Raw genomic sequence first — 25,638 nt, 5'->3', positions numbered from 1 at the left:
TCCAGGCTAGCCGAGCCGCAGCTCACGACCGTTCGGTCAGGATGGAGGGCATGGAAGGCAACGATGGCATGGACGGCGGGGACGGCATGGATGCCGGGCTGTTCGCCAGGGAGCCGGCCCGCGTCGCGCCGGGCGCCGTGCACGTCCCCGCCTGGCTGCCCGCCGGACGCGGGCGCGCGCTGCTCGCCGCCTGCCGCGAGTGGGCGAGGCCTCCGGCCGGCCTGCGCACCGTCCGCACACCCGGCGGCGGCACGATGAGCGCCCGGCAGGTGTGCCTCGGCCGGCACTGGTACCCGTACGGCTACGCGCCCACCGCCGTCGACGGCGACGGCGCGCCCGTGAAACCGTTCCCGGCCTGGCTGGACGAACTGGCCCGCAGCGCCGTGGCCGACGCGCTCGGCCCGCGGGCGCTCCCGGCGGAGCCGTACGACATCGCGCTGGTCAACTTCTACGACGGCGACGCCCGCATGGGCATGCACCGCGACAGCGACGAGCGGTCGGACGCGCCGGTGGTGTCGCTGAGCCTCGGCGACACCTGCGTCTTCCGGTTCGGCAACACCGAGACCCGCACCAGGCCGTACACGGACGTCGAGTTGCGCAGCGGCGACCTGTTCGTGTTCGGCGGGCCGTCCCGCCTCGCCTTCCACGGGGTGCCGCGGGTGCACCCGGGCACGGCCCCGCCGGAACTCGGGCTGACCGGGCGGCTGAACATCACCCTGCGGGTCAGCGGGCTGTAGACCGCGGCCCGGGCCACGAGGACCGCGGATCATGGGAGACTCGCCCTCATGAGCGGCAAGGCGGACCCCCGCGGAACGGGGGATGGGACCACCTCGAGAGCGCGGCTGGACCGGGGGCGCGGCGCGCTCGGCCCCGCGCTGGAGCTCGTGCACACCGGGCGCGCGCCGACCCGGGCCGTGCTCACCGCCGAACTCGGGGTCACCCGGGCGACCGCCGGTGCGGTGGCGGCCGAGCTGGAGGCGCTCGGGCTGATCCGGGTGAACGCCCGCCCGGGTGCGGCGGCCGGCTCCCAGGGGCGCCCCTCGCATCGTCTCGAGGTCGCCGAGGACGGTCCGGTGGTGCTCGCCGCCCAGGTGCACGCCGACGGCTTCCGGGCCGCGCTGGTGGGTCTCGGCGGGCGGATCGTGGCGACGGCGCCCGGCTGCGAGACCGTCGACGCCGACCCGGCGAAGGTGCTCGGCTCCGTGGTCGACGCGGGCGCCGAACTCCTGCGCACCACCGGCCGCCGCTGTGTGGGCGCCGGACTCGCCGTGCCCTCCGCCGTCGCCGAGCCCGACGGCCTGGCCCTCAACCCCCTCCACCTGGCCTGGCCGGTGGGCGCACCGGTCCGCCGGATCTTCGCCGAACGCGTGCGCGCCGCCGGCATCACCGGCCCCGCCTTCGCCGCCAACGACGTCAACCTCGCCGCGCTCGCCGAGCACCGGCACGGGGCCGGCCGGGGCGCCCGGGACCTGCTGTGCGTGGCCACCGGACACCGGGGCGTGGGCGGCGCCCTGGTCCTCGACGGCCGCCTGCACACCGGGAGTTCCGGGCTCGCCCTGGAGGTCGGGCACCTCACCGTCAACCCGGAGGGCCGGCCCTGCCACTGCGGCAGCCGCGGCTGCCTGGACGTCGAGACGGACCCGCTGGCCCTGCTCGTCGAGGCGGGCCGCGACCCGGGCCCCGAGGTCTCCCTGCTGCAGCAGGCCAACGACATGCTGCGCGACCAGTACACCGACCCGGCCGTGCGCACCGCGGCCGAGGCCCTGATCGACCGCCTCGGGCTGGGCCTGGCCGGCCTGGTCAACATCCTCAACCCCGACCGCATCATCCTCGGCGGCCTGCACCGCACCCTGCTCGACGCCGACCCCGGACGGCTGCGCGCGGTCGTCGCCGACCGCAGCCTGTGGGGGCAGAGCGGCGGCGTGCCCGTCCTGGCCTGCACCCTGGACCACAACAGCCTGGTGGGCGCGGCGGAACTGGCCTGGCAGCCGGTGCTGGACGATCCGCTGGCGGTGCTGTGACGGGGACCGGCCGGGTGGAACTGCTGGACGCCCCGCGCATCCGGCTCGTCGAGACCGCGGCGCCCGGGCTGTCCCCGGCGCACAGGTCGGCCATGGACCGCCGGTGGGAGGAGGCGGTACGGGCGAACCCCGCGCTCTTCGACGGTCCGGTGGCCGCGCTGACGGGGCTGGAACGGGACGGGCGGGACGGTCTGGTGCTGTCGTGGGCCCGGGCCACCTACCGTTACCGCGCGCTGCGCGAGGTGCCGGACGCGCCGGCGGTCGCCTCCCTGTTCGTCTCCGTGCTGCAGCCGTCCGAGGACGGGCGCCTGCTGGTGGGGCGGATGGCCTCCTCGACCGTGGCACCGGGGCGCTGGCAGCTTCCCGGCGGCACCGTCGAACCACCGGAGGGGGATGCCGGGCTGGACCTCGACGGCCTGCGTCGGCACGCGGCGCGCGAGCTGGCCGAGGAGACCGGCTCCACCGCCGCCGCCGGGTCCCTGACCCGGTGGCTGACCACCCGGGGGGCGAGAGGCAGCGTCGGCGTCATGTTCCTGGCCCCGGCGTGTCCCGCCGGGGAACTGCTGGACCGGTACGCGCGTCTGGTGAGCACGGAGACCGGCCAGGGCCGCGAGCCCGAGTTCGACCGGATCGCACTGATCCGGCCGACGGCCGGTCCGGCGGAACTGGACGGGCCGCACGTCGACTACCTGGCGCCGGTCGTCCGCCGCTACGCGGACACGGCCGCCCGAGCCTGAGCCTGAGCCTGAGGCACGAGCCTGAGCCGCCTGAGCGGCCTGCGGGGTTCTGCCTCCGCCCTCAGCGCAGCGGTTGCGCCGCAGCCCCTTTCGGGGGCCAGGCGTCCGCATGGTCCGGGCCACGGCGACCGAGGTCCGCCGGTCCGCGGAGAGCAGCCGGGCTCCTCTCGCGTACTCCCGGGGAGGTACGCGCACTGCCGCCGGCCGCACGACGACCCGGGCCCCTGTCCCGGGGGAGTCTCGTGGCGTACCCGAGGACCCGAGACGACGGAGATGAACGATATGCAGACCCTGGCGAACTGGGACGGCGGGCCCGGCCCGTGGATCCTCTTCTTCCCGCTGATCTGGGCGGCCGTCGTGATCGGCGCCGTCACCGTGCTGCGCCGCACCGCCTGGCGGGCGAGGGGGCCCTGGCGGCCGGTCGCCGGCGGTCGCCCGGCGGGCGACGCGCCGCTCGCGGTACTGGGCCGTCGCTTCGCCTCGGGCGAGATCGACGAGGAGGAGTACTGGCGCCGGATGTCCGTCCTCGAGGAGCACTTCGGCCGCAAGGACGGCGCCGCCTGACACGCGGGCGCGCGGGCGGCCTCTGCGGTACCAGCGACGTCGCCCGTGCGCCCGCGCGGTGAAGGGCGCGCGACGGCGTTCCCGCCCGCGCCCCGCCGGCCGCGACAGCCGCGACGCCGGGGTGGTGTCACCGCCCGGTCAGCCGGGAACGGCCGACCGGGCGGGAGCGGTTGCCGCGGCCGAGGCACGGGCCACGGCGGGGGCGGGCGTCGCGGCGACCGGCGTGGGCGCGACCGGCGTGGGCGTGACCGGCGCGGGGGAGGCCGTGACCGGCCTGGGTGCGGTGGTGACCGGCGTGGCCGGCCTGGGCGAGGTGGTGACCGGCGTGGCCGGGGCGCTCGCCACCGGGACCGGCCGTGCCTCGGCGAGCCGGGGTACGGGCTGCCGCTCGGCCGCGGGGCGCGGCGAGCGGGCCGGCTGCCGGACCGCCGCGGACGGCGCCGGCAGGGTGAACCACACGACCTTGCCGTCGTCGCCTGCGGGGCGCGCGCCCCAGCTCTCGCTCATCGCGGCCACCATCGCCAGGCCCCGCCCGCAGGTGGCCAGCGGGACCAGCGCCGGCGCGGACGCGTCCTCGGGGACCACGGGCAGGCGCGGATCGTGGTCGCGCACCGACACGGTGAGCCGGCCGGCCAGCAGTTCCAGCTCGACCGTGCACGACTTGTCGGGCCGGGCGTGCCGGTGGACGTTGCTGAGCAGCTCGGTCACGCCGAGCGCGGCCCGGTCGATCAACGGGTCCATATGCCAGTAGCGCAACTGCGCAGATACGATTCTGCGGACCTGGCCGATCCGCGACGGCAGGGCTTGGAGCTCCACCGTGCAGTGCCTGCTTGAGTGACTGATCACGGCTGCGACTCCCCGATGTGAGGTCCGGAGGAACCGGAGGAACACGGAGAACAACGGATCCAGCAGGGTGCTTGCGTCCAAACGTCCGCCTGCTGTCCTGGCCGGCGGGCTGGTTCGCAGCGTTATCGCCGGTAAACCCAGAGTGACGTGAGACCAGCGTGGCGCAGCGGCCGCGTCCCCGCAACTCGCCGCCGTCCGCTGCCGGTCAGCCGCCGCGCCCGGCCGCGCGGCGCACCGCCTCGATGAACCGCCGCGCCGCGGGCGGCCCCGGCTCCCCCGGAGCCGGGTCGTGCTCGCCCAGCGTCAGCGAGTACCGCTTGCCGTTGAGGTCCGCGTGCGCCCGGTCGTCCGGCGCGAACCACGGCTTGGAGGCCCGTACCGCCTGCACCGGCGCGCTGTCGATCTCGCTGCCGTAACTGGTCAGCAGCTCCACCCTGCCGTCACTGATCCGGACCTGCCCGGCCCGGGTGAGCGAACGCAGCCTCTTGCCGATCCGCACGCCCTTGGCCGTGAACTCCGGCTCCGCCATCTCCCGCCGCCCCCTCGTGCGCGTCCTCCGCCGCGATGCCGGACCCCGCGGGGTCCGGATCCGGTCCGTGCCCGGCCGTACCGGCCCGGCGCGGTGCTGTGATCCAGTGTGCGCCGTCGCCCGGGTCGGTCGTCCCGTCCGCTGCAGTCTGCCCCGGCGAGGTCGGCGGCACCAGTGCGCAGGGGGCGCGCGCGAAGGGCGCCCGGAGCACTCGCGCCAATGCGCCCCGAGGTGCCCGGCGCGGCTGTGTCCCAGCGTCCCTTTGAGGGGCCCAAAGATGCGTTTATGCAGGTGGGAAGAGGTGTGGAAGGTGCCTATGATGCGAGATGCCGGCCGCCGGAGGCGCCGTCGGCGCTCAGCGTAAGGAGCCCCGCCGTGAGCACCACCCCACAGACCCGGACCGGCGCCACCCTGGACGTCGACCGCAGTGACGCCGCCTACCGCGGCTGGCTGAAAGACGCCGTCCGCAAGGTGCAGGCCGACGCCAACCGCTCGGCGGACACGCACCTGCTGCGCTTCCCGCTGCCCGAGCGGTGGGGCATCGACCTCTACCTGAAGGACGAGTCGACGCACCCCACCGGCAGCCTCAAGCACCGGCTCGCCCGCTCCCTGTTCCTGTACGGCCTGTGCAATGGCTGGATCCGGCCGGACCGCCCGGTGATCGAGGCCTCCAGCGGATCGACGGCCGTCTCCGAGGCCTACTTCGCCAAGCTGATCGGCGTGCCCTTCATCGCGGTCATGCCGCGCACCACGAGCGCCGAGAAGTGCCGTCTGATCGAGTTCCACGGCGGGCAGTGCCACTTCGTGGACGACTCCCGGAAGATGTACGAGGAGTCCGCCCGCCTCGCGGCGGAGACCGGCGGCCACTACATGGACCAGTTCACCTACGCCGAGCGGGCCACCGACTGGCGCGGCAACAACAACATCGCCGAATCCATCTTCCGCCAGCTCGAGTTGGAGCGGTTCCCGGAACCCGCCTGGATCGTCGCCACGGCCGGAACCGGCGGCACCTCGGCCACCCTCGCGCGCTACGTCCACTACATGCAGTACGACACCCGCGTCTGTGTCGCCGACCCCGACAACTCCTGTTTCTTCGAGGGCTGGACCACCGGCGATCCGGACGTCACCTGCGACTGCGGCTCCCGGATCGAGGGCATCGGCCGGCCGCGCATGGAGCCGAGCTTCGTGCCCGGCGCGATCGACCGGATGATGAAGGTCCCGGACGCGGCCAGCGTGGCCGCCGTGCGCGCGCTGGAGCGGGCCATAGGCCGCAAGGCGGGCGGCTCGACCGGCACCGGCCTGTGGAGCGCACTGAAGATCGTCTCCGAGATGGTGGCCGAGGGCCGCACCGGCAGCGTCGTCACCCTGCTGTGCGACCCGGGGGACCGCTACCTGGACAAGTACTACTCCGACTCCTGGCTCGAGGAACAGGGCCTGGACATCGCCCCCTACACCTCGGCGATCGAGTCGCTGCTGGCCACGGGCATCTGGCCGGACTGAGGGACCGGCCCGCGCCGTCAGACCTCCTCGTCGTCCTCCGTCTCGCCCGCCACCACCAGCCGGTGCAGATGCTCGGCGATCTCCGCGCGCGCCTCCGCGGGCAGACCCGCGTCGGTGACCAGCGTGTCCACCTGCGCCAGCCCGGCGAACGAACTCAGGCCCACCGTCCCCCACTTGGTGTGGTCGGCCACCACCACGACACGGCGCGCCGACTGCACCAGCCGGCGGTTCGTCTCCGCCTCCGCGAGGTTCGGCGTGGACAGACCGGCCTCCACCGATATCCCGTGCACCCCGAGGAAGAGCAGATCGAAGTGGAGGGCCGCGATCGCCTGGTCGGCCACCGGGCCCACCAGCGAGTCGGACGGGGTGCGCACCCCGCCGGTCAGCACCACGGTCGCGGCGCCAGGCCGCTGCCCCGAGGTGCGCTGAGCGGAGTGGAAGACGTCGGCGACCCGCACCGAGTTCGTCACCACGGTCAGGTCCGGCACCTCCAGCAGGTGCTGCGCGAGCGCGTAGGTCGTCGTGCCGCCGGACAGTGCGATCGCCGTGCCCGGGGCGACCAGCCGGGCGGCGGAGCGCGCGATGTCCTCCTTGGCGGTCAGCTCCAGAGCCGACTTGGCCTCGAAACCGGGCTCGTGCGTGCTCGCCTCGACCACCGGGACCGCGCCGCCGTGCACCTTCTCCAGCACACCCTGACGGGCCAGCGCGTCCAGATCCCGCCGCACGGTCATGTCGGACACGCCGAGCTTGCGGGTCAGTTCGTTGACCCGGACACCGCCCCGGCGCCGGACCTCGTCCAGGATCAGGGCGCGGCGCTGCTCCGCGAGGAGGTTCTGATTCTCGCTCACGTACGCTCCGGTCCCTTCGCCGCGATCCGTCGTCCGAGCCGCCCGCCGCACCGGCTCCGACCTGGAGGTTCCAGCGGTCCCGGGTGCACGGGCGTTCCATCTTTTCACGGGACGGCGGCGGTCGCGCCACCGCCTTTCCCGACGCGCGCATGCCATTCAGGTCGGCGCCGGCGCCGGGGGCCGGAGCGGATGTCACACGGATCGGGGAGATTGCGTGCCGAGAGGTGTACGGACACCCCGGAACGGAGAACCTGAAGCCCGCGTGGACAGTGGCCCAGCAGGCGCGTCACGGGGGAAGTGCGAACAGTGGAACCTGCGCAGGAACGCATCGCCGGTCCGGAACCGGACGGCTCCGCATTACCGCCCGCACCGGCCGGCGCCGAACTGGAACTCCTGGTGCACGGGGTCGGCGGCACCACACCCGAGAAGATGCTCGACGACCCGCGCACCGTCCGGATCACCGGCGACGACACCGCCGCGATCTTCCGGCGCGCCGCCGACGCCGGGGAACCGGCGGACCCGGCCCGCCGGCGCGGCGAACCGGTGCAGGAGGCCTACGTCTGGTGCAACCTCACCTCCGGTGACGGCACCCGCGCCCTGTGGCTCCTGCTGCTGCCCTTCATGGTGGTCAACCTCGCCCACTGGATGCGCCCCGCGGCCCAGGGCCGCAGACGCACCGTCCGGCTCTACGGCCTCCTCGTGCGACTGGCCGCGCTCACCCTGACCGTGCTGTTCACCGCCGCGGCCTCGGAGGTCGCGCTGGACCTGGTCGCCTGGCAGTGCGCGGGCGTCGCCGACTGCGCCCGCCGCCACACCTGGCTGGGCTTCCTGTCACCGGCCGTGGCCGGCGACGCCTGGTGGACCGCGCCCGGGTGCCGCCTGGCGCTCGCCGCACTGGTCCCGGCCGCGCTGACCGCGCTGCTCTGGTACCTCTCGCACCGCACCTGGAACGCCTACGAGTCCCACCAGCCCCTCGCCCGCGACCCCGAGCCGGAGACCGACGCGAGCGCCCTGGCCCGGCCCGGCTTCTGGTACGGGCGCCGGCTGGTGGCCCGGCTCCGCGCCGCCCACACCGCCGCCGGCCTGCTCACGGTCGCCGCAGCCGTGGCCACGCCCACGATCCGCTACGACCACCGTCCCGGCGGCCCGGCCGCGCTGAACGTGCTCGGCTGGCTGCTCGCCGCCGCCCTGCTCGGCTGCGCGGGCGCCGTGGTGGGCGTCGTCTGCCGCCGCGGCCGCAGCGAGCGGTGCCCGGATCACACGCTCGACCGCCACCTCGTACGCCGGCTGCCGCTCGGCGCCCTCGCCCTGCTGCTGCTCACCCTGGTCCACGCCGGCTGGTCCCGCCCCGGTTGGCGGTCCACCGGCCGGCTGCCCGGCGACACGGCCTTCGGCGCCCTCATGCTGACCCAGGGACTGCTCGTCGTCGTCCTCGCCGTCGTCGCCCACGACCTCCACCGCAGGCGCCCCGACCCGCGCGCCGCCGGGCGTGGCCTCGGCGGGCCCGCGGTGGCCCTGCTCGCCTGTGCGCTGGGCGGTGTGATGTCCGGCGGCGTCGCGCAGCGCGTCGCCGACTGGCTGGACGGCACCCGCTCCCTCCTCGACGGGCCGCCGGTGCTGCTGACCTGGCAGGCCTCCGTCATCCCGCCGCTGCTCGCGGTACTGCTCCTGCTCGCCGCCCACCTGGCCCGGCGTACCGCGCGGCTCGCCCGCGCCGAACGCGAGCGGGTACGGCACGAGCATCCCGGCGAGCCCGAGGACCCCGCCCGCACCCGCCGCATCGCCCACGCGCGCGTCATGGCCGCCCTCACCGACCGGGCGCCGCTGGTCGTCGGCGTGCTCTGCGCCGCCACCCTGCTGCTGGGCGCCGCCGCGCTGTCGGGCGCCCTGGCCACCGGCGAGCCGCCCGAAGGGGCAGCCCGGCGCACCTACGACGTCGTACGGGCGGCCGCCGAGACCTCACAGGCGCTGGGCTCCTGGCTGATCGGGCTCGGCTTCCTGCTGTTCGTCACCTGGGGCCGGCGCGCCTACCGGGACGCCTCCGCCCGGCGCACCATCGGCATCCTCTGGGACGTCGGCACCTTCTGGCCGCGCGCCGCGCACCCCTTCGCCCCGCCCTGCTACGCCGAGCGCGCCGTGCCCGACCTGACCTGGCGGATGGCGACCTGGACCGCGCGCACCGGCGGCCGACTGGTCCTGTCCGGCCACTCGCAGGGCAGCGTCCTGGCCGCGTCCGCCGCCTGGCAGCTCAGTCCGCCGGCCCGCAAACGGGTGGCCCTGCTGACCTACGGCTCCCCGCTGGAGCGTCTCTACGGCCGCTGGTTCCCGGCCCACTTCGGGCCGGCGTCACTGGCCGCGCTGCACCGGGACGTCGCCTGCTGGCGCAACCTGTACCGCCCCACCGACCCCATCGGCGGCCCGGTCCGGCTCCCCGGCGCATGCGGCCCCGAGGTGGACCACGAACCCCTGAGCGACCCCCTCGCCTACGGCCGCACCCCCGAGCACCCGCTCCCGGCCCCGATCCTCGGCCACTCGGACTACCAGGCGGATCCGGCCTTCGCCCGCGAACGGGCCCGCCTCCTGGCCCGGCTGCGCCCGGACCTGCCCGCCCAGCGCCCGCAGCCGTGACGGCCCGCGCCGGGCGTCCGGTCAGGGCAGCTCCGGCAGGTCCTCCCCGTACAGCAGGGTCAGGTCGTCGGTGCTGGGCTCCTCTAGCTGGGCGACGCGGCTCGCGTGCCGTTCCACCATCGCCTCGAAGGTCTGGCGCGCGGTACGGCCGTTGCCGAACGCGGCGCCCTTGGGGATCGCCGTGAAGTACTTCAGCAGCGCCTCCGACGCACCCGGCGCCAGCCGGTACTCGTGCTCGTCGGCCTGCTGCTCGACGATCCTGAGCAGCTCGTCGGGGCCGTAGTCGCCGAAGGTGATGGTGCGTGAGAAGCGGGAGGCGACGCCGGGGTTGACGGACAGGAAGCGCTCCATCTCGGCCGTGTAGCCGGCGACGATCACCACCACCGCGTCCCGGTGGTCCTCCATCAGCTTCACCAGCGTGTCGATGGCCTCCTTGCCGAAGTCGCGCCCGGCGTCCTCCGGGGACAGCGCGTACGCCTCGTCGATGAACAGCACGCCGCCGCGCGCCCGCTGGAAGGCCTCCTGGGTGCGGATCGCGGTCGAACCGATGTGCTCGCCGACCAGGTCGACCCTGGAAACCTCGACCAGGTGGCCCTTCTCCAGCACGCCGAGCGAGGCGAGGATCTCGCCGTACAGCCGGGCGACCGTCGTCTTGCCGGTGCCGGGGGAGCCGGTGAAGACCAGGTGCCGCTTGACCGAGGCCGCCTTCAGACCCGCCTGCTGCCGGCGCCGCCCGACCTCGATCATGTCGGTCAGCGCCCGGACCTCCCGCTTGACGCTCTCCAGGCCCACCAGCGCGTCCAGTTCGCCGAGCACGGCCTTCGAGGACCGGGCCGGCTGCTCCGGCTCGGCCGCGGCGACGGCCGGTTCCGTGTCCAGGACGCGCTGGCCCGGGATCGCACCGAGCAGACCGGTGGAGGCGGGGGCAACCGACTGCTCCGCCGTCTCGCGCGGCGCCGGCGGGCGCGGACCGCCGCTCTCGTCGCTGGTGCAGTCCTCCACCACCGGGCCCGTCCCCGAGCCGGCGTCCGGCCCGGCGTCCGCGAACTCGTAACCACCGCGCGCGCACCGCTCCGTACGGCACTTGCGTAGCGTCGTACGGCACCCGTCGATCACATGGAAGCCGTAGCCGCCGCTGCCGGTGACCCGGCAGTTCACGAAGCTGCCCCGGCCGCCGGCGGACACGTAGAAGCCCGCCTCGGCGGGGGAGTCGACCGTGCACCGCTCGACGGTGGGGTCGGCGCCCTTGGTGACGATGACGCCGGTCTGGGTGCCGTCCAGGGTGCAGTTGCTCAGGGTGCCGCCGCTGCCGTGGTCGCGGAACCAGGCACCGGTGGCCGCCTCCCGGATCCGGCAGTCGTCGAGCTGCGCGGTGGCGCCGTCGCTCACCGACACCGCCGTGTTGCGCACCTGGAACAGGTCGCTGTCCACGACGTCCGCGCGTGAGCCGCGGTCCAGCACGAACAGCGCGTCCGGCACGTCGTGCACCCGGCAGGCGTCGAGCACCGCGGTCGCGCCGTCGCTCACCCACACCGCCGGGTAGTCACCGGTGCTGTCGAAGATCTCGCACTGGTTGGCGTCGACGCGGGTGCCCGGGTCCCACACCGACAGGCCGTTGCGGCCGAACTGGCGGACCGTCGTCCGGGTGAGCGTGAGCACCGAGCGGGAGCGCAGGTCGATCGCGTTCTCCGGGACGTCGTGGATCCGGCAGTCGGCGAGCGTGAGCACCGCGTCCGTGTCCAGCGTGACACCGTCGGCCGTGGTGCGGTGCAGGTCGCAGTCGGTGAGGTGGGCGGTGGCCCGCCCGGTGATCTGCACCCCGGAGCCGCGGACCTCGTACACCTCGCAACCGACCGCCTCCAGCGCCGAGTTCTCCCCGGTCGCGGTCAGCCCGTTGCCGGCGGCGTGGTGCACGCGGCAGCGCTCCAGCCGGGGACGGGCGCCGCCGTGGACCGACACCCCGGCCTGACCGGCGGCGACCACCTCGCACTCCTCGAACACCCCGCCGGCGCCGTCGAGTACGGCGATGCCGATGCCGGCCGGGTTGTCGACGGTGCAGCGGCGCACGGTCGGGCGCGCCCCGCCGCGCACCTCGATGCCGGCCGCGGACCGGGTGACGATCCGCACGTCCCGCAGCTCGGGCGTGCCCTCCTCCACCAGCAGGGCGGGCGCCGCGGCGTCCTGGCCCTCCACGAGCAGGTCCTGCACCACCGCCGAGGCGCGGACGGTCAGCGGGACGCCGTCGGCCGGCGCGATCCGCACCGAGCCCGGCGCGCCTTCGGGGCCCCGCAGGGTCACCGGCCGCCGTACGACCAGGTTCTCCCGGTAGGTGCCGGGCGCGACGGTGAGCACGTCGCCGTCGGCGGCGGCCTCCAGGGCTGCGGCGAGCGAAGCGTACTCACCCGTGCGGCGACGCCACCGCGAAGTACCGGTGTGCGTCACCTGGACCGTGCCCTGTGCCATGGCGTTGCCGTGCCCCCACCTCGTAGTACGCGGGTTTCGATGCCGAACGCGAGTCGGCCGCTCCACCGTAGCGTGCGCGCGGGTGGTGGAACGACCAGAGACGCAAGGCCGTCAGCTGCCGGTGCCCGCCTTGCCCCAGTCCGGACCCGCCCGGTCCCAGGCCCGGTCCCAACGCGCGTACCGGCGGCGGACCATGCGCCACACGACCAGGCGCCGGCCGCACTCGACCAGGCCCGCGGTCAGCAACCCGGCGCCCGCACCGGCCAGTACGGCGTGCGTCGTCGCCGTGGGGGAGTCCAGCGGACGGGCCGTCACCCGGCCGTGGCGGTCCGTCCAGAGCGCGAAGCGGTCGCCCGGATGCGGGGATCTCAGTCCGGCGAGGGCCGGTCCGCGCCGGTGACCGCCGTCCGGCGCCGTCCAGTCGGCGAGCACGCGGCTGTGGGCGTCCCCCACGGCGCTGGTGTCGGGATCGGTCTCCACCGTGCCGCCGTCGAGTTCCCGGACCACGGTCGCCGTGACAAGGTGGCGTTCGTGCCGCTGCTCGCGCGCGGAGCGCTGCAGGGAGTCCTGCGCCGTCACTCCCACCAGGACGCCGGTCACCGGCGCGGCCACGGCGATCAGCACCAGTGCCACCAGGGCCACCCAGGCCTCGGTCAGATCGGTCGCGCGGCGCAGCGGATTGCGCCGCCACCGCCACAGGCCGCTGATGGCCCGCACGTCGCCCACCCCCTTCCGCTCCTCGACGGCCCCCCGCGAAGCCGCCTCCCCCTCGCCCGGTCCGGGAGCAGGTCACCTCACTCCCGGCACCGGACCGTTCACACGATCCTCATGGTGTCCCAACGACCGTGCCCCGCGCCGGGGTTCCCGGGCGGTCAGGACAACACCCGAACCGGGTCGCCCACCCGGACGGTGCCGGGCGCGACCGGCACCAGGTTCTGGCCGAACAGCAGCCTGCCGCCGGTTCTGCGGTGCCGGGCCAGGGTGTGCAGGGGTTCACGGCCGCGCCGTGCGGCGTCCTGGTCGGTCGTGGTCACCACACAGCGCGCACAGGCCTTGGCGACCCGGAAGACCACCTCGCCGACGGCGACGCGGGACCAGTCGTCCTCCGCCCACGGCTCGGTGCCCTCGACGACCATGTTCGGCCGGAAGCGATTCATCGGCAGCGGGCCCTCGGCGGCGTGGTCGCCGCGCGCGATCAGCCCGTTGAGGGCGTCGAGGGAGGCGACGGTGGTGAGGAGCAGCGGGAAGCCGTCGGCGAAGCTCACCGTCTCGCCCGGCAGCGCGTGCCCGGGGTCCAGCGGGCGGCGGACGGCGGGATCGTCCATGTGGACCAAGCGCACGGCGGCGCCCACCAGTCCGGAGCACCAGGCGTGGGCGGCGGCGGACGCCGGCACCGCGGGCACCTTCGTGCCGAAGACGCTCGCCGGCACCGTGTCGGCCGGCTCCGGGACCGCGACCTCCAGCGGTTCACGTCCGGGCGCGGACAGACGAACGCCGCCGCCGGGCAAGGGCTCGGCGGCGGCCAGTGCGAGACGCGGCTGCTCGCGTTGGGTGACGACCTTTCCCCCGTCGTCGATCAGTGCCCAGCGCCGGTCCCCGGCCGGCCCCCAGGGCTCCACCACGGCCTCCCGGGGCGAGACGCCCCGGAACGCCTTGACCGGATGGACGTGGATCGACCGCAGTCGTGCGTTCCCCATGCGGCCATCGTGCCAGGTGGCAGCGGTGGCCGGGGCAGCGGGTCAGTAGCCGCGGTACTGCTGGTTGTTGTACGGGTCCTGGTACGGAGCCGGCGCGGGCCGCGGGGCGGCCGGGCGCATCGCCTCGTAGCCGGTGCCGCCGGCCATCGGGCGCTGCTGCTGCGGCGCCTGCGGGCCGGGGTAGCCGCGCGGCGCGCTCGCCTGCTGCGGGATGTACGCCGTGGGCGCCTGCTGCAGCGGGGCGGGCTGCGGCGCCTGCGGGTAGCCGTAGGCGGGCATCTGCGGGGACGGGGCCGACGGGAGCGCGGGCAGCGCCGACGGCAGGGCAGGCAGGCTGCTGCCCGTGTCGTACGCGGCGGGGACCCGGATCGGGGCGATCTGCGGGGTGCCCCGCTCGGCCACGAGCGAGTCGTAGATCGGGGTGTCCGGGAAGGAGGCGGAGTAGTAGCCGCCGCCATAAGTGGAGCGGGGGGAGGTCATGGCCATAAGTTAAGCCCACGATGTGCTGGTTGGGGAGACCGATAAGAGGGTTGTTTTCCGTGTCGGCCGTGACGTGGGATCCCCAATACGAGCGAAGTCGGCAAAATTGGACGCCGATCGGGGTTTGGATCGTGTAAAGGCCGAGTTCCCGGCGGGTTACCGGCGGTTGACCGGCGATCTCCGCAGGTCTTCCCGCGCCCCTCATGCGCCCGCGGCGCCCCCGGGAATAGGTTGGCGGGTAGCGATCAACCGGGGCGCCCGGGCACGTCCGGGACGCACGCCGACACGTTGGGGGCGGACATGACAATGCCGAAAGGATCGAACGCGCCGGTGCCGACCACGGCCCTGCGCGTGGAACTGGGCTGGCGCCCGGGACCCTCGGTGCCCGACGCGGACGCCTCGGCGCTGCTGCTCGCGTCCGGGAAGGTCCGCTCCGACGGGGACTTCGTCTTCTACAACCAGCCCGCGCACCCCTCCGGCGCGGTCCGTCACGAGGGCAAGCGGACCACCGGCGAGCGGGTCACCGACACCCTCCTCGTCGACCTCACGCGCGTGGAGAGCGGGATCGAGCGGATCGTCCTCGCGGCCTCGGCCGACGGCGGGACGTTCGGACAGGTCCCCGGCCTCTACGTCGAGGTGACCGAGGAGGCCGGCGGAGCCGTGGTCGCCCGCTTCGACAGCCCCGGCGCGACCTTGGAGACCGCCTTCCTGCTCGGCGAGTTCTACCGGCGCCAGGGCGGCTGGAAGTTCCGCGCGGTCGGCCAGGGCTACAGCAGCGGACTCGAGGGCCTGGCAACGGACTTCGGCATCACCGTCGACCAGCCGAGCCAGGCCGCGCCGCCCGCGCCGCCCGCGCCCGCGCCGCTCTCCCCGCCCGCGTCGTCGCCGGCCGTTCCCGTGCCGCCCGCGTCTTCGCCGGCCGCGCCGCCTCCGGCGCCGCCCTCCCAGCCGGTCGTGCCGCCCGCGCCCGCCATGCCGCCCGCGCCCGCCGCGCGGCCGGTGACCGCTCCGCCGCCGGCCACCGCGCCGCTCCCGCCGCCCCCGGCGGCCGCCGAGCCGGTCCGGCTCTCCAAGGTCACCCTCACCAAGGCCGCGCCCTCCGTCTCACTGGCCAAGCAGGGCGGCACCTCGGGGGCCATGCGGGTCAACCTGAACTGGCAGGTGCGCAAGCAGTTCCCGGGCCGGCGCGGCCGATGGGGCGGCGGCCAGGGCGACGTCGACCTCGACCTGTGCGCCCTGTACGAACTCGCCGACGGCCGCAAGGGCGTCGTACAGGCCCTCGGCAACGCCTTCGGCTCCCTGCACCGCCCGCCGTACATCCACCTGGACGGCGACGACCGCACCGGTGCGGTGGCGAGCGGCGAGAATCTCACCGTCAACCTCGACCACACGCGGGAGTTCCGGCGCATCCTCGTCTTCGTGACCATCTACGAGGGCGCCGCCTCCTTCGCCGATCTGCACGCCACGGTCACTCTGCGGCCCCAGCACGGCGCCCCCGTCGACTTCTCGCTGGACGAGTGCACGGTCCCGTCCACGGTCTGCGCGCTCGCCCTGATCACCAACACCGGCGGCGACCTCGTCGTCCGGCGCGAGGCGCGGTACCTGGTGCCCGACCGGGGGGTGAGCCCGCAGCGGACCATAGACCGCGCCTACGGATGGGGCATGAACTGGACCCCCGGCCGCAAGTGAACGGGGTCAGCCCTCCTCGGGCCGCACGTCGGGACGCGCGTACGTGCGGCCCTTCCAGGCCGCGCCCCGCCCCCGGTAGTGCTGCACGGCCGAGTCGACCGTCATCAGGAGATAGAGGAACGCGGTGAACGGCAGCAGCGGCGCGAGCCACGGCGGCTGCCGGTAGTAACGGAGCATCGGCAGGTACGTCCCCGTCATCACCGCCCACGCCAGCGCGCCCGCCACCCAGGTGGCCGTGCTGCCCGCGACCGCCCCCGTGACCACGGCCGCGGGCGGCACCAGGTACACCAGGGCGAGACCGGCGACCGTGCCCAGCAGCAGCGGTGGGCTGTGCCGCAACTGGGCGTAGGCGCTGCGCGAGACCATCCGCCACAGGTCGTGCAGCCGGGGATAGGGGCGCACGCTGTCCACCCGCTCGGCCAGCCCCAGCCAGACGTGACCGCCGGCGCGCCGCACCGCGCGCGCGAGGGCGACGTCGTCGATGACCGCTTGCCGGATGGCGTCCGGGATCCCGGCCCGCACGGCCGTGTCCGCCCGCAGCAGCACGCAGCCGCCCGCCGCCGCGGCCGTGCGCGATCCGCGCCGGCCGATCCGGCGGAACGGGTAGAGCTGCGCGAAGAAGTAGACGAACGCCGGGACCACGAGCCGCTCCCACAGGCTCTCCACCCGCAGCCGCGCCATCTGCGACACCACGTCGAAGCCGCCGGTGCGGGCCGCCGCCACCAGCTCGCGCAGGCTGTCCGGCGCGTGCGCGATGTCGGCGTCCGTCAGCAGCAGGTACTCGGGGTCGCGCGCGCGTGCCAGGCCGATGCCGTGCCGCACCGCCCAGAGCTTGCCCGTCCAGCCCGCCGGCGGCTCGCCGGGGGAGTCCACGGTCAGCGGCAGCCCGCCGTGCCGGCGCGACAGCTCGCGGGCCAGCTCCCCGGTGCCGTCCGTGCTGCCGTCGTCCACCAGCACGATCTCGGCGCGCCCCGGATAGTCCTGGGCGAGCAGCGACGGCAGGCTCGCGGGCAGCACGGCGGCCTCGTCCCGGGCCGGGACCACGACGCACACCGGGGGCCAGGCGCCGGGACTGCGGCGCGGTGGCAGCCGGACGTCCGTGCGCCAGAAGAAGCCCTGGCACAGCAGCAGCCAGCACCAGGCGACGAGGGAGGCGACGGCGATCCACACGATGGCGCTCACGGCCGCAGTCTGCCCCACCCGACCGGCCGGACGGGGCCCATCGTCTATCGTGGCCGGGTGAAGATCGCGCTCATGGACTCCGGAATCGGCCTGCTGGCGGCCACCGCCGCGGTACGGCGCCTGCGGCCCGACGCGGATCTCGTCCTCTCCCTGGACCCCGACGGCATGCCCTGGGGGCCGCGCACCACCGAGGACGTCACCAGGCGTGCGCTGGCCGTCGCCGAGGCCGCCGCGGCCCGCCGGCCGGACGCCCTCATCATCGGCTGCAACACCGCCACCGTGCACGCGCTGCCCGCCCTGCGGGCCCGGCTGGAGCCCGGCATCCCGGTGATCGGCACGGTCCCGGCGATCAAGCCGGCCGCCGCCGGCGGCGGCCCGGTCGCCATCTGGGCCACGCCCGCCACCACCGGCAGCCCCTACCAGCGCGGGCTCATCGAGGAGTTCGCCGACGGCGTCCGGGTCACCGAGGTGCCCTGCTGGGGTCTCGCCGAGGCTGTGGAGCACGCGGACGAGGCGGCCATCGACGCGGCCGTCGCCGCCGCGGCCGCGCTGACCCCGGACGACGTCACGACCGTCGTCCTGGGCTGCACCCACTACGAACTGGTGGCGGACCGCATCCGCGCCGCCGTGAGCGACGGGGGCGCCACCCCGCTCGTCCTGCACGGCTCCGCAGGGGCCGTGGCCGCCCAGGCCCTGCGCCGCCTCGGCGAACCGCCCACCCCCGAGGCCCCCGCCGAGGGCGCGCTGACGGTACTGCTCAGCGGCCGCGAGGGCGCGCTGCCCGCGGCCGCGCTGCACTACCCCGAGGGGCGGCTGCTGCCGGCCGCCGGCCCGCTCGCCGACCGGCTCTGATCCAGGGCGCGCCCCGGGCCGGATCCCGGGCCGCACGGCGTTGTCACCCTCCGCGTGCGGGTACCCGCGCACCGGAATCTGAGTAATCTCATAACCATGAGCGAGCACCGCCACTCCGAGGACGCCTCGCACCCCGACGTCTGGACCGGACGCGCCACCAACCGGGTCCAGTGGCTGCTGGCCCTGGTGGGCGCCGCCTGCATGGCGCTCGGCATCGAGCTGGCCGTGGAGTCCGCCTGGACCTCCTCCGTCGCCGCGCTGGCCATGTCCGTCGTCGGCTGCATCGCGGCCGGACTGCTGGTCCTCTTCGGGACCCTGGCCTTCGTGCACGTCGACCTGAGACTCGACAAGGACTGCCTCGAGGTGCGCTGCGGCCATATCGGGGTGCCGCGCCGCCGCATCCCGCTCTCCGAGGTCGCCGGAGCCGACTTCGCCGCACTCGTCACCCCCTGCAACTGGGGCGGCTGGGGTTACCGCTGGCGCCCCGAGAAGGGCACCGCGGTCGTCGTCCGCCGCGGCGAGGGCATCGTGCTCAGGCTGTGGGACGGCCACACCTTCACGGTCACCGTGGACAACGCGGAGTCCGCGGTCCGCGTGATCAGAGCCCGGCTGCGGGCGATCACACCGGGCCCAACCAGCTGACCCGCGCGGGTCACCCGACCGGCTCCCCGGACCCGCGGCGGCCCCGGCCGTGTGCCGGACCGGCCGGACCGCTGAGGCCGGGCGCGCACCGTGACGGCCGACGCCGCTCGGCGGACGTGCCGCGCGTGAAAGCGTGCACGGTGACAGGGACGTCCGGGGCCGCCGGGACGGCTTGGACGGCGCTGTCGGCATCGCGGGCGACCGCCGTACACTCCCCGGGTGACCGTCACCGCAACTTCCGTGGACCAGACCGACCAGCTCAGGCCGCCCTCCGCGCCCACGGCGCGCGGCCGCCGGCTCCTGCGGCGTCTGGTCCCGGCCGCCGCCTCCGCCCTGTGCGGTGTGCTGCTCTACGTCAGCTTCCCGCCCCGCACCCTGTGGTGGCTGGCGCTGCCCGCCTTCGCCGGCTTCGCCTGGGTGCTGCGCGGCCGCGGCTGGAAGGCGGCCCTCGGCCTCGGCTACCTCTTCGGGCTCGGCTTCCTGCTGCCGCTGCTGGTGTGGACGGGCGTGGAGGTCGGCCCCGGACCCTGGCTCGCCCTCGCCGCCATCGAGGCGGTCTTCGTGGCCTTGGTCGGCGTCGGCGTGGCCGCGGTCTCCCGGCTGCCGGCCTGGCCGGTGTGGGCGGCGGCCCTGTGGATCGCCGGTGAGGCGGTACGCGCGCGCGTGCCCTTCCGCGGTTTCCCGTGGGGCAAGATCGCCTTCGGCCAGGCCGACGGCGTCTTCCTGCCGCTCGCCGCGGTGGGCGGCACACCGGTGCTCGGTTTCGCCGTCGTCCTGTGCGGCTTCGGCCTGTACGAGGCCGGGCGCCTGATCGCCGAGCGCCGCCGCGGCCGGACCCTGCGGCGCGGTGCCGCGGCCGCGGCCCTGCTGAGCGTCGCCGTCCCGGTGGCGGGAGCGGTCGCCGCCCGGCCGCTGGTCAGCGACAAGGCGCAGGCCGGCACGGCGACCGTCGCGGTCATCCAGGGCAACGTGCCCCGGGCCGGTCTGGAGTTCAGCGCCCAGCGCCGGGCCGTGCTCGACCACCACGCGCGGGAGACCCTCAGGCTCGCCGCCGACATCAGGGCGGGCAAGGCCGCGAAGCCGGACTACGTGCTGTGGCCGGAGAACTCCTCCGACATCGACCCCTTCACCAACCCCGACGCGGCGGCCGTCATCAACGAGGCGGCCAGGGCCGTCGGGGTGCCGATCTCGGTCGGCGGGGTCGTGGAGAGGGACGGCAGGCTGCTCAACGAGCAGATCCTCTGGGACCCGGCCAAGGGACCGACCCAGACCTACGACAAGCGGCAGGTGCAGCCGTTCGGCGAGTACCTCCCCCTGCGCGGCCTGGTCGGCGCCATCAACAAGGACTGGACCGGCATGGTCCGCCAGGACTTCAGCCGCGGCAGCGAGCCGGGCGTCTTCGACTTCGGCGGCGCCAGGGTCGGCCTCGCCACCTGCTACGAGGCCGCCTTCGACTGGGCGGTCCGGGACACCGTCACGCACGGTGCTCAGATGATCTCGGTGCCCAGCAACAACGCCACCTTCGACCGCAGCGAGATGACCTACCAGCAGCTCGCCATGTCCCGCGTCCGTGCCGTCGAGCACAGCCGGACCGTGACCGTGCCGGTCACCAGCGGCGTCAGCGCGATCATCATGCCGGACGGCCGGATCACCCAGAGGACCGGTATGTTCGTGCCCGCCTACCTCGTGCAGAAGGTGCCGCTGCGCACCTCCGAGACGCCCGCGACCCGGCTCGGCATCCTGCCGGAGATCGCCCTGGTGCTGGTCGCCGCGGGCGGACTCGGCTGGGCGATCGGCTCCGGCCTGCGCGCCCGGCGCGCCGGCGGCGCGTGACCGTACGACGGCGGTACGCCCCCTGACGTGCGGGGCGGCCGTGGACCGGCCGGTTAGGGTCGGTCCATGGCTACTCCTGACTTCATCCGCACCCTCAGGGCCAGCGCCGGCACGCAGCTGCTGTGGCTGCCCGGGGTCACCGCGATCGTCTTCGACGACGACGGCAGGGTCCTGCTGGGCCGGCGGTCCGACACCCGCAGGTGGTCGGTGATCGGCGGCATCCCGGAGCCGGGCGAGCAGCCCGCGGCCTGCGCGGTGCGGGAGGTGTTCGAGGAGACGGCGGTGCGGTGCGTCCCCGAGCGGGTCGTCCTCGTCCAGGCCCTGGAGCCGGTCGCCTACCCCAACGGCGACGTCTGCCAGTACATGGACATCACCTTCCGCTGCCGGGCCGTGGGCGGCGAGGCGCGGGTGAACGACGACGAGTCGCTGGAGGTGGGCTGGTTCACGGTGGACGCCCTGCCGGACCTGCACGAGTTCGGGCGCTTGCGGATCAAGCAGGCCATGTCCGAGGCACCCACATGGTTTGACCCTACGACTATTTGCTGAAGTATGGGTGGCGGCCACATGTGGTGAGGGTTGGGCCGCGCCTATCGTCGGCTCATGACCACGTCCAGCCCCCCGCTCGCCGCCCCGCAACCGTCCCTCGACCTCGGTGGCCGCACCGCCCTCGTCACCGGCGCCGCCAGCGGCATCGGCCGCGCCTGCGCGCTGCGGCTCGCCGCCGCCGGCGCCGAGGTGAGAGCCGTCGACCGGGACGCGGCGGGCCTCGCCGAGCTGACCGAGCTCGCCCGGCGGGCCGGCGACCTCGCGGGCACGGTCGTACCCCACCCCCTGGACCTCACCGACCTCGACGCCGCCGAGCGCGTCGCGGCCGGCACCGACGTCCTGGTCAACAACGCCGGACTGCAGCTCGTCCGCCCCCTGGAGCAGTTCCCGCCCGAGGTCTTCCACACCGTGCTGACCGTGATGCTGGAGGCGCCCTTCCGGCTCATCCGCGGCGCCCTGCCCCACATGTACGCCCAGGGGTGGGGGCGGATCGTCAACGTGTCCTCCGTGCACGGACTGCGCGCCTCGGCCTTCAAGTCCGCCTACGTGGCCGCCAAGCACGGCCTGGAGGGCCTGTCCAAGACGGCCGCGCTGGAGGGCGCCCCGCACGGGGTCACCTCCAACTGCGTGAACCCCGCCTACGTGCGCACCCCGCTGGTGGAGAAGCAGATCGCCGACCAGGCGCAGGCCCACGGCATCCCCGAGGAACGCGTCCTGTCCGAGATCCTGCTCAAGGACAGCGCCGTCCAGCGGCTCATCGAGCCCGAGGAGGTGGCCGACGCCGTGGCGTACCTGTGCGGCCCGCAGGCCTCCTTCGTCACCGGCACCTCCCTCGTCCTCGACGGCGGGTGGACCGCCCACTGAACCGGACGGCGCCGCCGGGCCCGGCAGTTTTCCACAGGCCTGACGGGCCGGGCCGCCGATGCGGAATCCTGTGACCATGTCTCGTGATCACCTGCAGCAGGCCGGACCCCCCGCCACCGAGGGCGCAACGGGGGCGCCCGACGACGGCGCGGGGGCCCCGTACCTCGAGCTGCTGGCCCGCGACGCCCCGGTGGAGGCCTACGAACAGCCGGTGCTGCTCGCCCGCGCCGAGGGGCAGCCGGCCCACCGGGTCGCCGCGCTGGAACGGGCCAAGCTGCTCGCCCTGCGGGTGCGCTCGGAACTGGAGGGGCGCCGCCGGCGCGAGGCCGAGCTGTCGGCGCTGTTCGAGACCGCCCACGACCTGGCCGGCCTCCGGGACCTGGACGCCGTCCTGCAGGCCATCGTGCAGCGCGCCCGGTCCCTGCTGAGCACGGACGTCGCCTACCTCAGCCTCAACGACCCGGCACGGGGCGACACCTACATGCGCGTGACCGAGGGCTCCGTGGCCGCCCGCTTCCAGCAACTGCGCCTCGGCATGGGCGAGGGACTCGGCGGCCTGGTCGCCCAGACGGCGCGGCCCTACGTCACCGACGACTACTTCAAGGACGCGCGCTTCCAGCACACCCGCGCCATCGACGCCGGCGTCGAGGACGAGGGCCTGGTCGCCATCCTCGGCGTACCGCTGATGCTCGGCCCCAACGTCATCGGCGTCCTCTTCGCCGCCGACCGGCGCGCCCGCGTCTTCGAACGCGGGCAGATCGCCCTGCTCGGCTCCTTCGCCGCGCTCGCCGCCGCCGCCATCGACACCGCCAACCTGCTCACCGAGACCCGTTCGGCGCTCGCCGGCCTGGAGCGGGCCAACGAGATCATCCGGGACCGCAGCGCGGTCATCGAGCGCGCCTCCGAGGTGCACGACCGGCTCGCCGAACTGGTCCTGCGCGGCGGCGGGGTGCACGACGTGGCCGCGGCCGTCTCCCAGGTCCTGGACGGCACGGTGGAGTTCACCGAGGCCGGCACGGCGCCTGCCGCGGCGCTGAAGGCCTCCCGCACCGAGGGACACGCGGTGCGCCACCAGGGCGACTGGATCGCCGCGGTCGCCGCCGGCGGCGAACTCCTCGGCGCGCTCGTGCTGCGCGGCCACCCGGACCTGGACCCGGTCGACCAGCGCACCCTGGAGCGCGCGGCGATGGTCACCTCGCTGCTCCTGCTGGCCCGCCGTTCCGCCGCCGAGGCCGAACACCGGGTGCGGGGCGAGCTGCTGGACGACCTCCTGGACGCCCGCGACCGCGATCCGCGCCTGCTGCGCGAACGCGCCGCCCGCCTGCACGCCGACCTGGACGCCACCCATGTCGTCCTGGCCGCCCGGCTGGACGGCCCGGCCGCCGACGCCGACGAGGAGGCCGCCGCCCGGCGCCGCCTGTGGTCCGCCGCCTCCCACCTCGCCGCCACCCGGCACGGCCTGGCCGCCGCCCGCGACGGCGGCACGGTCCTGCTGCTGCCGCTCACCGCCGGCGACAGCGCCACGGAACTGGCCCGCCGGACCGCCCGCCACCTCGGCACGGCCGTCCACCAGCCGGTCACCGTCGGCGCCTCCGCCCCCGTCACCGACCTCACCGTCCACCACGACACCGTGGCCGCCGCCTACGCCGAGGGCCGCCGCTGCCTGGACGCGCTGCTCCTGCTGGGCCGCGGCGGGGACGGCGCGGCGGCCGAGGACTTCGGCTTCCTGGGCCTGCTGCTCGCCGGCGACCGGGACGTGGGCGGCTTCGTCGGCCGCACCATCGGCCCGGTGGTGGACTACGACGAGCGCCGCGGCACGGAACTGCTGCACACCCTCGACGCCTACTTCGCCTGCGGGATGAGCCCCGCCCGCACCAAGGACGCCCTCCACGTGCACGTGAACACGGTCGCCCAGCGGCTCGAGCGCGTGGGCCGCCTGCTGGGCCAGGACTGGCAGGCGCCGGCCCGCGCCCTGGAGATCCAACTGGCCCTGCGGCTGCACCGGCTGGCGACCCCCGAACGGCATTGACCGGTCCCCGGGACGGCATTGGCCGGGCCCCGGCGTGGTGCTGACCGGCCCCCGGGAGGGCACTGGCCGGTCCCCGGAGTGGTGCTGACCGGTCCCACGGGACGTCGCCGACCGGCCCCCCGGGACGGCACTGACCGGTCCCCGGAACGGCACTGACCGTTCCCCGGAGTGGTACTGACCGCCCCCCGAAACGGCGCCGACCGGCCCCCCGCGAAGGGAGCCGGTCGGCGCGGTGAGCCGTGCGGGGCGGTCAGACGGTGCCCGCCCTGGCCGCCGGGCTGGCCTCGGCGTGGTCGTCGTCCCCGGCCTCGACCTCGGCGAGGTCCCGGTGCCGGGTCTCCTTGGCCACGCCCACGGCGATCAGCGTGAGCACCGCGGCCGCGATCACGTAGAGGGCGATCGGGGTGGAGCTGCCGTAGTCGGACAGCAGCGCGGTGGCGATCAGCGGCGCGGGCGCGCCGGCGGCCACCGAGGCGAACTGGGCGCCGATCGAGGCCCCGGAGTAGCGCATCCGAGTCGCGAACATCTCGGCGAAGAAGGCCGCCTGGGGCGCGTACATGGCCCCGTGCAGCACCAGCCCGACGGTCACGGCCAGCAGCAGGTACCCGAAGGAACCGGTGTCGATGAGCCGGAAGAACGGGAACATCCACAGTCCGACACCGGCCGCGCCCAGCAGGTAGACGGGCCGCCGCCCGACCCGGTCGGAGAGCGCGCCCCAGGCCGGGATCACCGCGAAGTGCACGGCGGAGGCGACGAGCACGGCGTTCAGCGCCGTCTGCTTCGAGACGCCGGCCGAGGTCGTGGCGTAGACGAGGATGAACGCGGTGATGACGTAGTAGCTGATGTTCTCCGCCATACGGGCGCCCATGGCGACGAGCACGTCCTTCCAGTGGTGGCGCAGCACGGAGACGAGGGGCAGCTTCTCCGGCTTCTCCGCGCGCCGGCTCTCGGCCCGCTGCAGCGCCTCCTTGAAGACGGGCGACTCGTCCACGGAGAGACGGATCCACAGGCCGACGATCACCAGCACACCGGAGAGCAGGAACGGTATCCGCCATCCCCAGGTGCCGAAGGCGTCGTCCGAGAGCACGGCGGTGAGCAGCGACAGCACACCGGTCGCCAGCAACTGCCCGGCCGGCGCCCCGGTCTGCGGCCAGGCCGCCCAGAACCCGCGCCGCCGCGCGTCGCCGTGCTCGGAGACCAGCAGCACGGCGCCGCCCCACTCACCGCCCAGCGCGAATCCCTGCACCAGGCGCAGCGTGGTCAGCAACACCGGCGCGGCGGAGCCGACGGTGGCGTGCGTGGGCAGCAGCCCGATGGCGAAGGTCGCCCCGCCCATCAACAGCAGACTCAGCACCAGCAGCTTCTTGCGCCCCAGCCGGTCACCGTAGTGCCCGAACACCAGGGCGCCCAGCGGGCGGGCCGCGAAGCCGACGGCATACGTCAGGAAGGACAGCAGCGTTCCGACGAGCGGGTCGGAGTCCGGGAAGAACAGCTTGTTGAACACCAGTGCGGCGGCGGAACCGTACAGGAAGAAGTCGTACCACTCGATGGTGGTGCCGATGAGGCTGGCGGCGACGATGCGCGGGAGGTTCGAAGGAGCGGGTGGGGCGCTTGCTGGCGACGACATCGGCACCACTTCCTGCGTGTGACGGGGGACGTTTGCGTGTCGCCACACCGTAGGAAGGCAG

21 protein-coding genes and 1 pseudogene are annotated in these 25,638 nt (G+C 74.9%); 13 read left to right on the top strand and 9 right to left on the bottom strand.

Annotated features, from left to right (window positions below; translation table 11 throughout):
- The first annotated feature begins 86 nt into the window (after positions 1-86).
- The 4 genes from TNCT1_RS05485 (at position 87) to TNCT1_RS05470 (ending at position 3,322) form a co-directional block, all read left to right on the top strand.
- Positions 87-737 carry an alpha-ketoglutarate-dependent dioxygenase AlkB gene (locus TNCT1_RS05485; RefSeq protein ID WP_143629404.1) on the top strand — a complete coding sequence of 217 codons (651 nt, stop codon included), beginning with the start codon at positions 87-89 and terminating at the stop codon, positions 735-737.
- A gap of 48 nt (positions 738-785) precedes the next feature.
- Positions 786-2,021: an ROK family protein gene (locus TNCT1_RS05480; RefSeq protein ID WP_143628855.1), complete on the top strand. Its 1,236-nt coding sequence runs from the start codon at positions 786-788 to the stop codon at positions 2,019-2,021.
- Entirely contained in the window at positions 2,018-2,758 is a 741-nt protein-coding gene (locus TNCT1_RS05475) for an NUDIX hydrolase (protein ID WP_235902359.1), read from the top strand. Before TNCT1_RS05480 ends, TNCT1_RS05475 begins: the two co-directional genes overlap by 4 nt.
- A 282-nt stretch (positions 2,759-3,040) precedes the next feature.
- Positions 3,041-3,322 (top strand): SHOCT domain-containing protein, encoded by a 282-nt coding sequence (locus TNCT1_RS05470; RefSeq protein WP_143629400.1) that lies wholly within the window; start codon positions 3,041-3,043, stop codon positions 3,320-3,322.
- A gap of 360 nt (positions 3,323-3,682) precedes the next feature.
- Here TNCT1_RS05470 and TNCT1_RS36130 read toward each other — a convergent pair.
- Positions 3,683-4,168: pseudogene (locus TNCT1_RS36130) on the bottom strand (ATP-binding protein); the annotation flags it as partial.
- Between the two features lie 205 nt (positions 4,169-4,373).
- Entirely contained in the window at positions 4,374-4,697 is a 324-nt protein-coding gene (locus tag TNCT1_RS05460) for a hypothetical protein (protein ID WP_143628848.1), read from the bottom strand.
- Between the two features lie 375 nt (positions 4,698-5,072).
- On the opposite strand from TNCT1_RS05460, the gene TNCT1_RS05455 reads away from it, so the two are divergent.
- Positions 5,073-6,197: a PLP-dependent cysteine synthase family protein gene (locus tag TNCT1_RS05455; RefSeq protein WP_143628846.1), complete on the top strand. Its 1,125-nt coding sequence runs from the start codon at positions 5,073-5,075 to the stop codon at positions 6,195-6,197.
- Positions 6,198-6,214: 17 nt separating this feature from the next.
- Here TNCT1_RS05455 and TNCT1_RS05450 read toward each other — a convergent pair whose 3' ends face one another.
- Positions 6,215-7,045 (bottom strand): DeoR/GlpR family DNA-binding transcription regulator, encoded by an 831-nt coding sequence (locus tag TNCT1_RS05450; protein WP_143628844.1) that lies wholly within the window; start codon positions 7,043-7,045, stop codon positions 6,215-6,217.
- 306 nt (positions 7,046-7,351) lie between these two features.
- Between TNCT1_RS05450 and TNCT1_RS05445 the strand changes: the two genes are divergently transcribed.
- The gene (locus TNCT1_RS05445; protein ID WP_174266159.1) at positions 7,352-9,673 is read left to right on the top strand and encodes a hypothetical protein; all 2,322 of its coding nucleotides are present in this window, start codon (positions 7,352-7,354) and stop codon (positions 9,671-9,673) included.
- Positions 9,674-9,694: 21 nt separating this feature from the next.
- Here TNCT1_RS05445 and TNCT1_RS05440 read toward each other — a convergent pair whose 3' ends face one another.
- The 4 genes from TNCT1_RS05440 to TNCT1_RS05425 form a co-directional block, all read right to left on the bottom strand.
- Positions 9,695-12,136 carry a right-handed parallel beta-helix repeat-containing protein gene (locus tag TNCT1_RS05440; RefSeq protein WP_174266158.1) on the bottom strand — a complete coding sequence of 814 codons (2,442 nt, stop codon included), beginning with the start codon at positions 12,134-12,136 and terminating at the stop codon, positions 9,695-9,697.
- A 111-nt stretch (positions 12,137-12,247) separates the two neighbouring features.
- The gene (locus TNCT1_RS05435; protein ID WP_143629396.1) at positions 12,248-12,853 is read right to left on the bottom strand and encodes a hypothetical protein; all 606 of its coding nucleotides are present in this window, start codon (positions 12,851-12,853) and stop codon (positions 12,248-12,250) included.
- Positions 12,854-13,008: 155 nt separating this feature from the next.
- Positions 13,009-13,833, bottom strand: a complete 825-nt coding sequence (locus TNCT1_RS05430) for an MOSC domain-containing protein (protein WP_143628840.1) — start codon at positions 13,831-13,833, stop codon at positions 13,009-13,011.
- A 42-nt stretch (positions 13,834-13,875) separates the two neighbouring features.
- Positions 13,876-14,313 carry a DUF6643 family protein gene (locus tag TNCT1_RS05425; protein WP_174266157.1) on the bottom strand — a complete coding sequence of 146 codons (438 nt, stop codon included), beginning with the start codon at positions 14,311-14,313 and terminating at the stop codon, positions 13,876-13,878.
- 306 nt (positions 14,314-14,619) lie between these two features.
- Here TNCT1_RS05425 and TNCT1_RS05420 point away from each other — a divergent pair, with 306 nt between their 5' ends.
- Positions 14,620-16,002 carry a TerD family protein gene (locus TNCT1_RS05420; protein WP_143629393.1) on the top strand — a complete coding sequence of 461 codons (1,383 nt, stop codon included), beginning with the start codon at positions 14,620-14,622 and terminating at the stop codon, positions 16,000-16,002.
- A gap of 6 nt (positions 16,003-16,008) precedes the next feature.
- Here TNCT1_RS05420 and TNCT1_RS05415 read toward each other — a convergent pair whose 3' ends face one another.
- Positions 16,009-17,184 carry a glycosyltransferase gene (locus tag TNCT1_RS05415; protein WP_143628837.1) on the bottom strand — a complete coding sequence of 392 codons (1,176 nt, stop codon included), beginning with the start codon at positions 17,182-17,184 and terminating at the stop codon, positions 16,009-16,011.
- A gap of 57 nt (positions 17,185-17,241) precedes the next feature.
- Between TNCT1_RS05415 and TNCT1_RS05410 the strand changes: the two genes are divergently transcribed.
- The 6 genes from TNCT1_RS05410 (at position 17,242) to TNCT1_RS05385 (ending at position 23,950) form a co-directional block, all read left to right on the top strand.
- Positions 17,242-18,036, top strand: coding sequence for a glutamate racemase (locus TNCT1_RS05410; protein ID WP_143628835.1), 795 nt, complete (start codon positions 17,242-17,244; stop codon positions 18,034-18,036).
- Between the two features lie 96 nt (positions 18,037-18,132).
- Positions 18,133-18,678, top strand: a complete 546-nt coding sequence (locus tag TNCT1_RS05405) for a hypothetical protein (RefSeq protein WP_143628833.1) — start codon at positions 18,133-18,135, stop codon at positions 18,676-18,678.
- A gap of 219 nt (positions 18,679-18,897) precedes the next feature.
- Complete coding sequence (gene lnt / locus TNCT1_RS05400) at positions 18,898-20,511, top strand: apolipoprotein N-acyltransferase (RefSeq protein ID WP_143628831.1); 1,614 nt, start codon at positions 18,898-18,900, stop codon at positions 20,509-20,511.
- A 66-nt stretch (positions 20,512-20,577) separates the two neighbouring features.
- On the top strand, positions 20,578-21,057 hold the full coding sequence (locus TNCT1_RS05395) for an NUDIX domain-containing protein (RefSeq protein WP_143628829.1): 480 nt from the start codon (positions 20,578-20,580) through the stop codon (positions 21,055-21,057).
- A 54-nt stretch (positions 21,058-21,111) separates the two neighbouring features.
- Entirely contained in the window at positions 21,112-21,921 is an 810-nt protein-coding gene (locus TNCT1_RS05390) for a 3-hydroxybutyrate dehydrogenase (protein WP_143628827.1), read from the top strand.
- A 76-nt stretch (positions 21,922-21,997) separates the two neighbouring features.
- Positions 21,998-23,950, top strand: a complete 1,953-nt coding sequence (locus tag TNCT1_RS05385) for a helix-turn-helix domain-containing protein (RefSeq protein ID WP_174266156.1) — start codon at positions 21,998-22,000, stop codon at positions 23,948-23,950.
- Positions 23,951-24,200: 250 nt separating this feature from the next.
- On the opposite strand, the gene TNCT1_RS05380 is transcribed toward TNCT1_RS05385, so the two are convergent.
- Positions 24,201-25,577 carry an MFS transporter gene (locus TNCT1_RS05380; RefSeq protein ID WP_174266155.1) on the bottom strand — a complete coding sequence of 459 codons (1,377 nt, stop codon included), beginning with the start codon at positions 25,575-25,577 and terminating at the stop codon, positions 24,201-24,203.
- Positions 25,578-25,638 lie beyond the last annotated feature (61 nt).

Origin of the sequence: Streptomyces sp. 1-11 (genome assembly GCF_007176755.1) — a bacterium.
Classification (GTDB): Bacteria; Actinomycetota; Actinomycetes; order Streptomycetales; family Streptomycetaceae; genus Streptomyces.
Note: the sequence above shows the minus strand (reverse complement) of the source record. Positions and strands in the feature narration are given on the sequence as shown.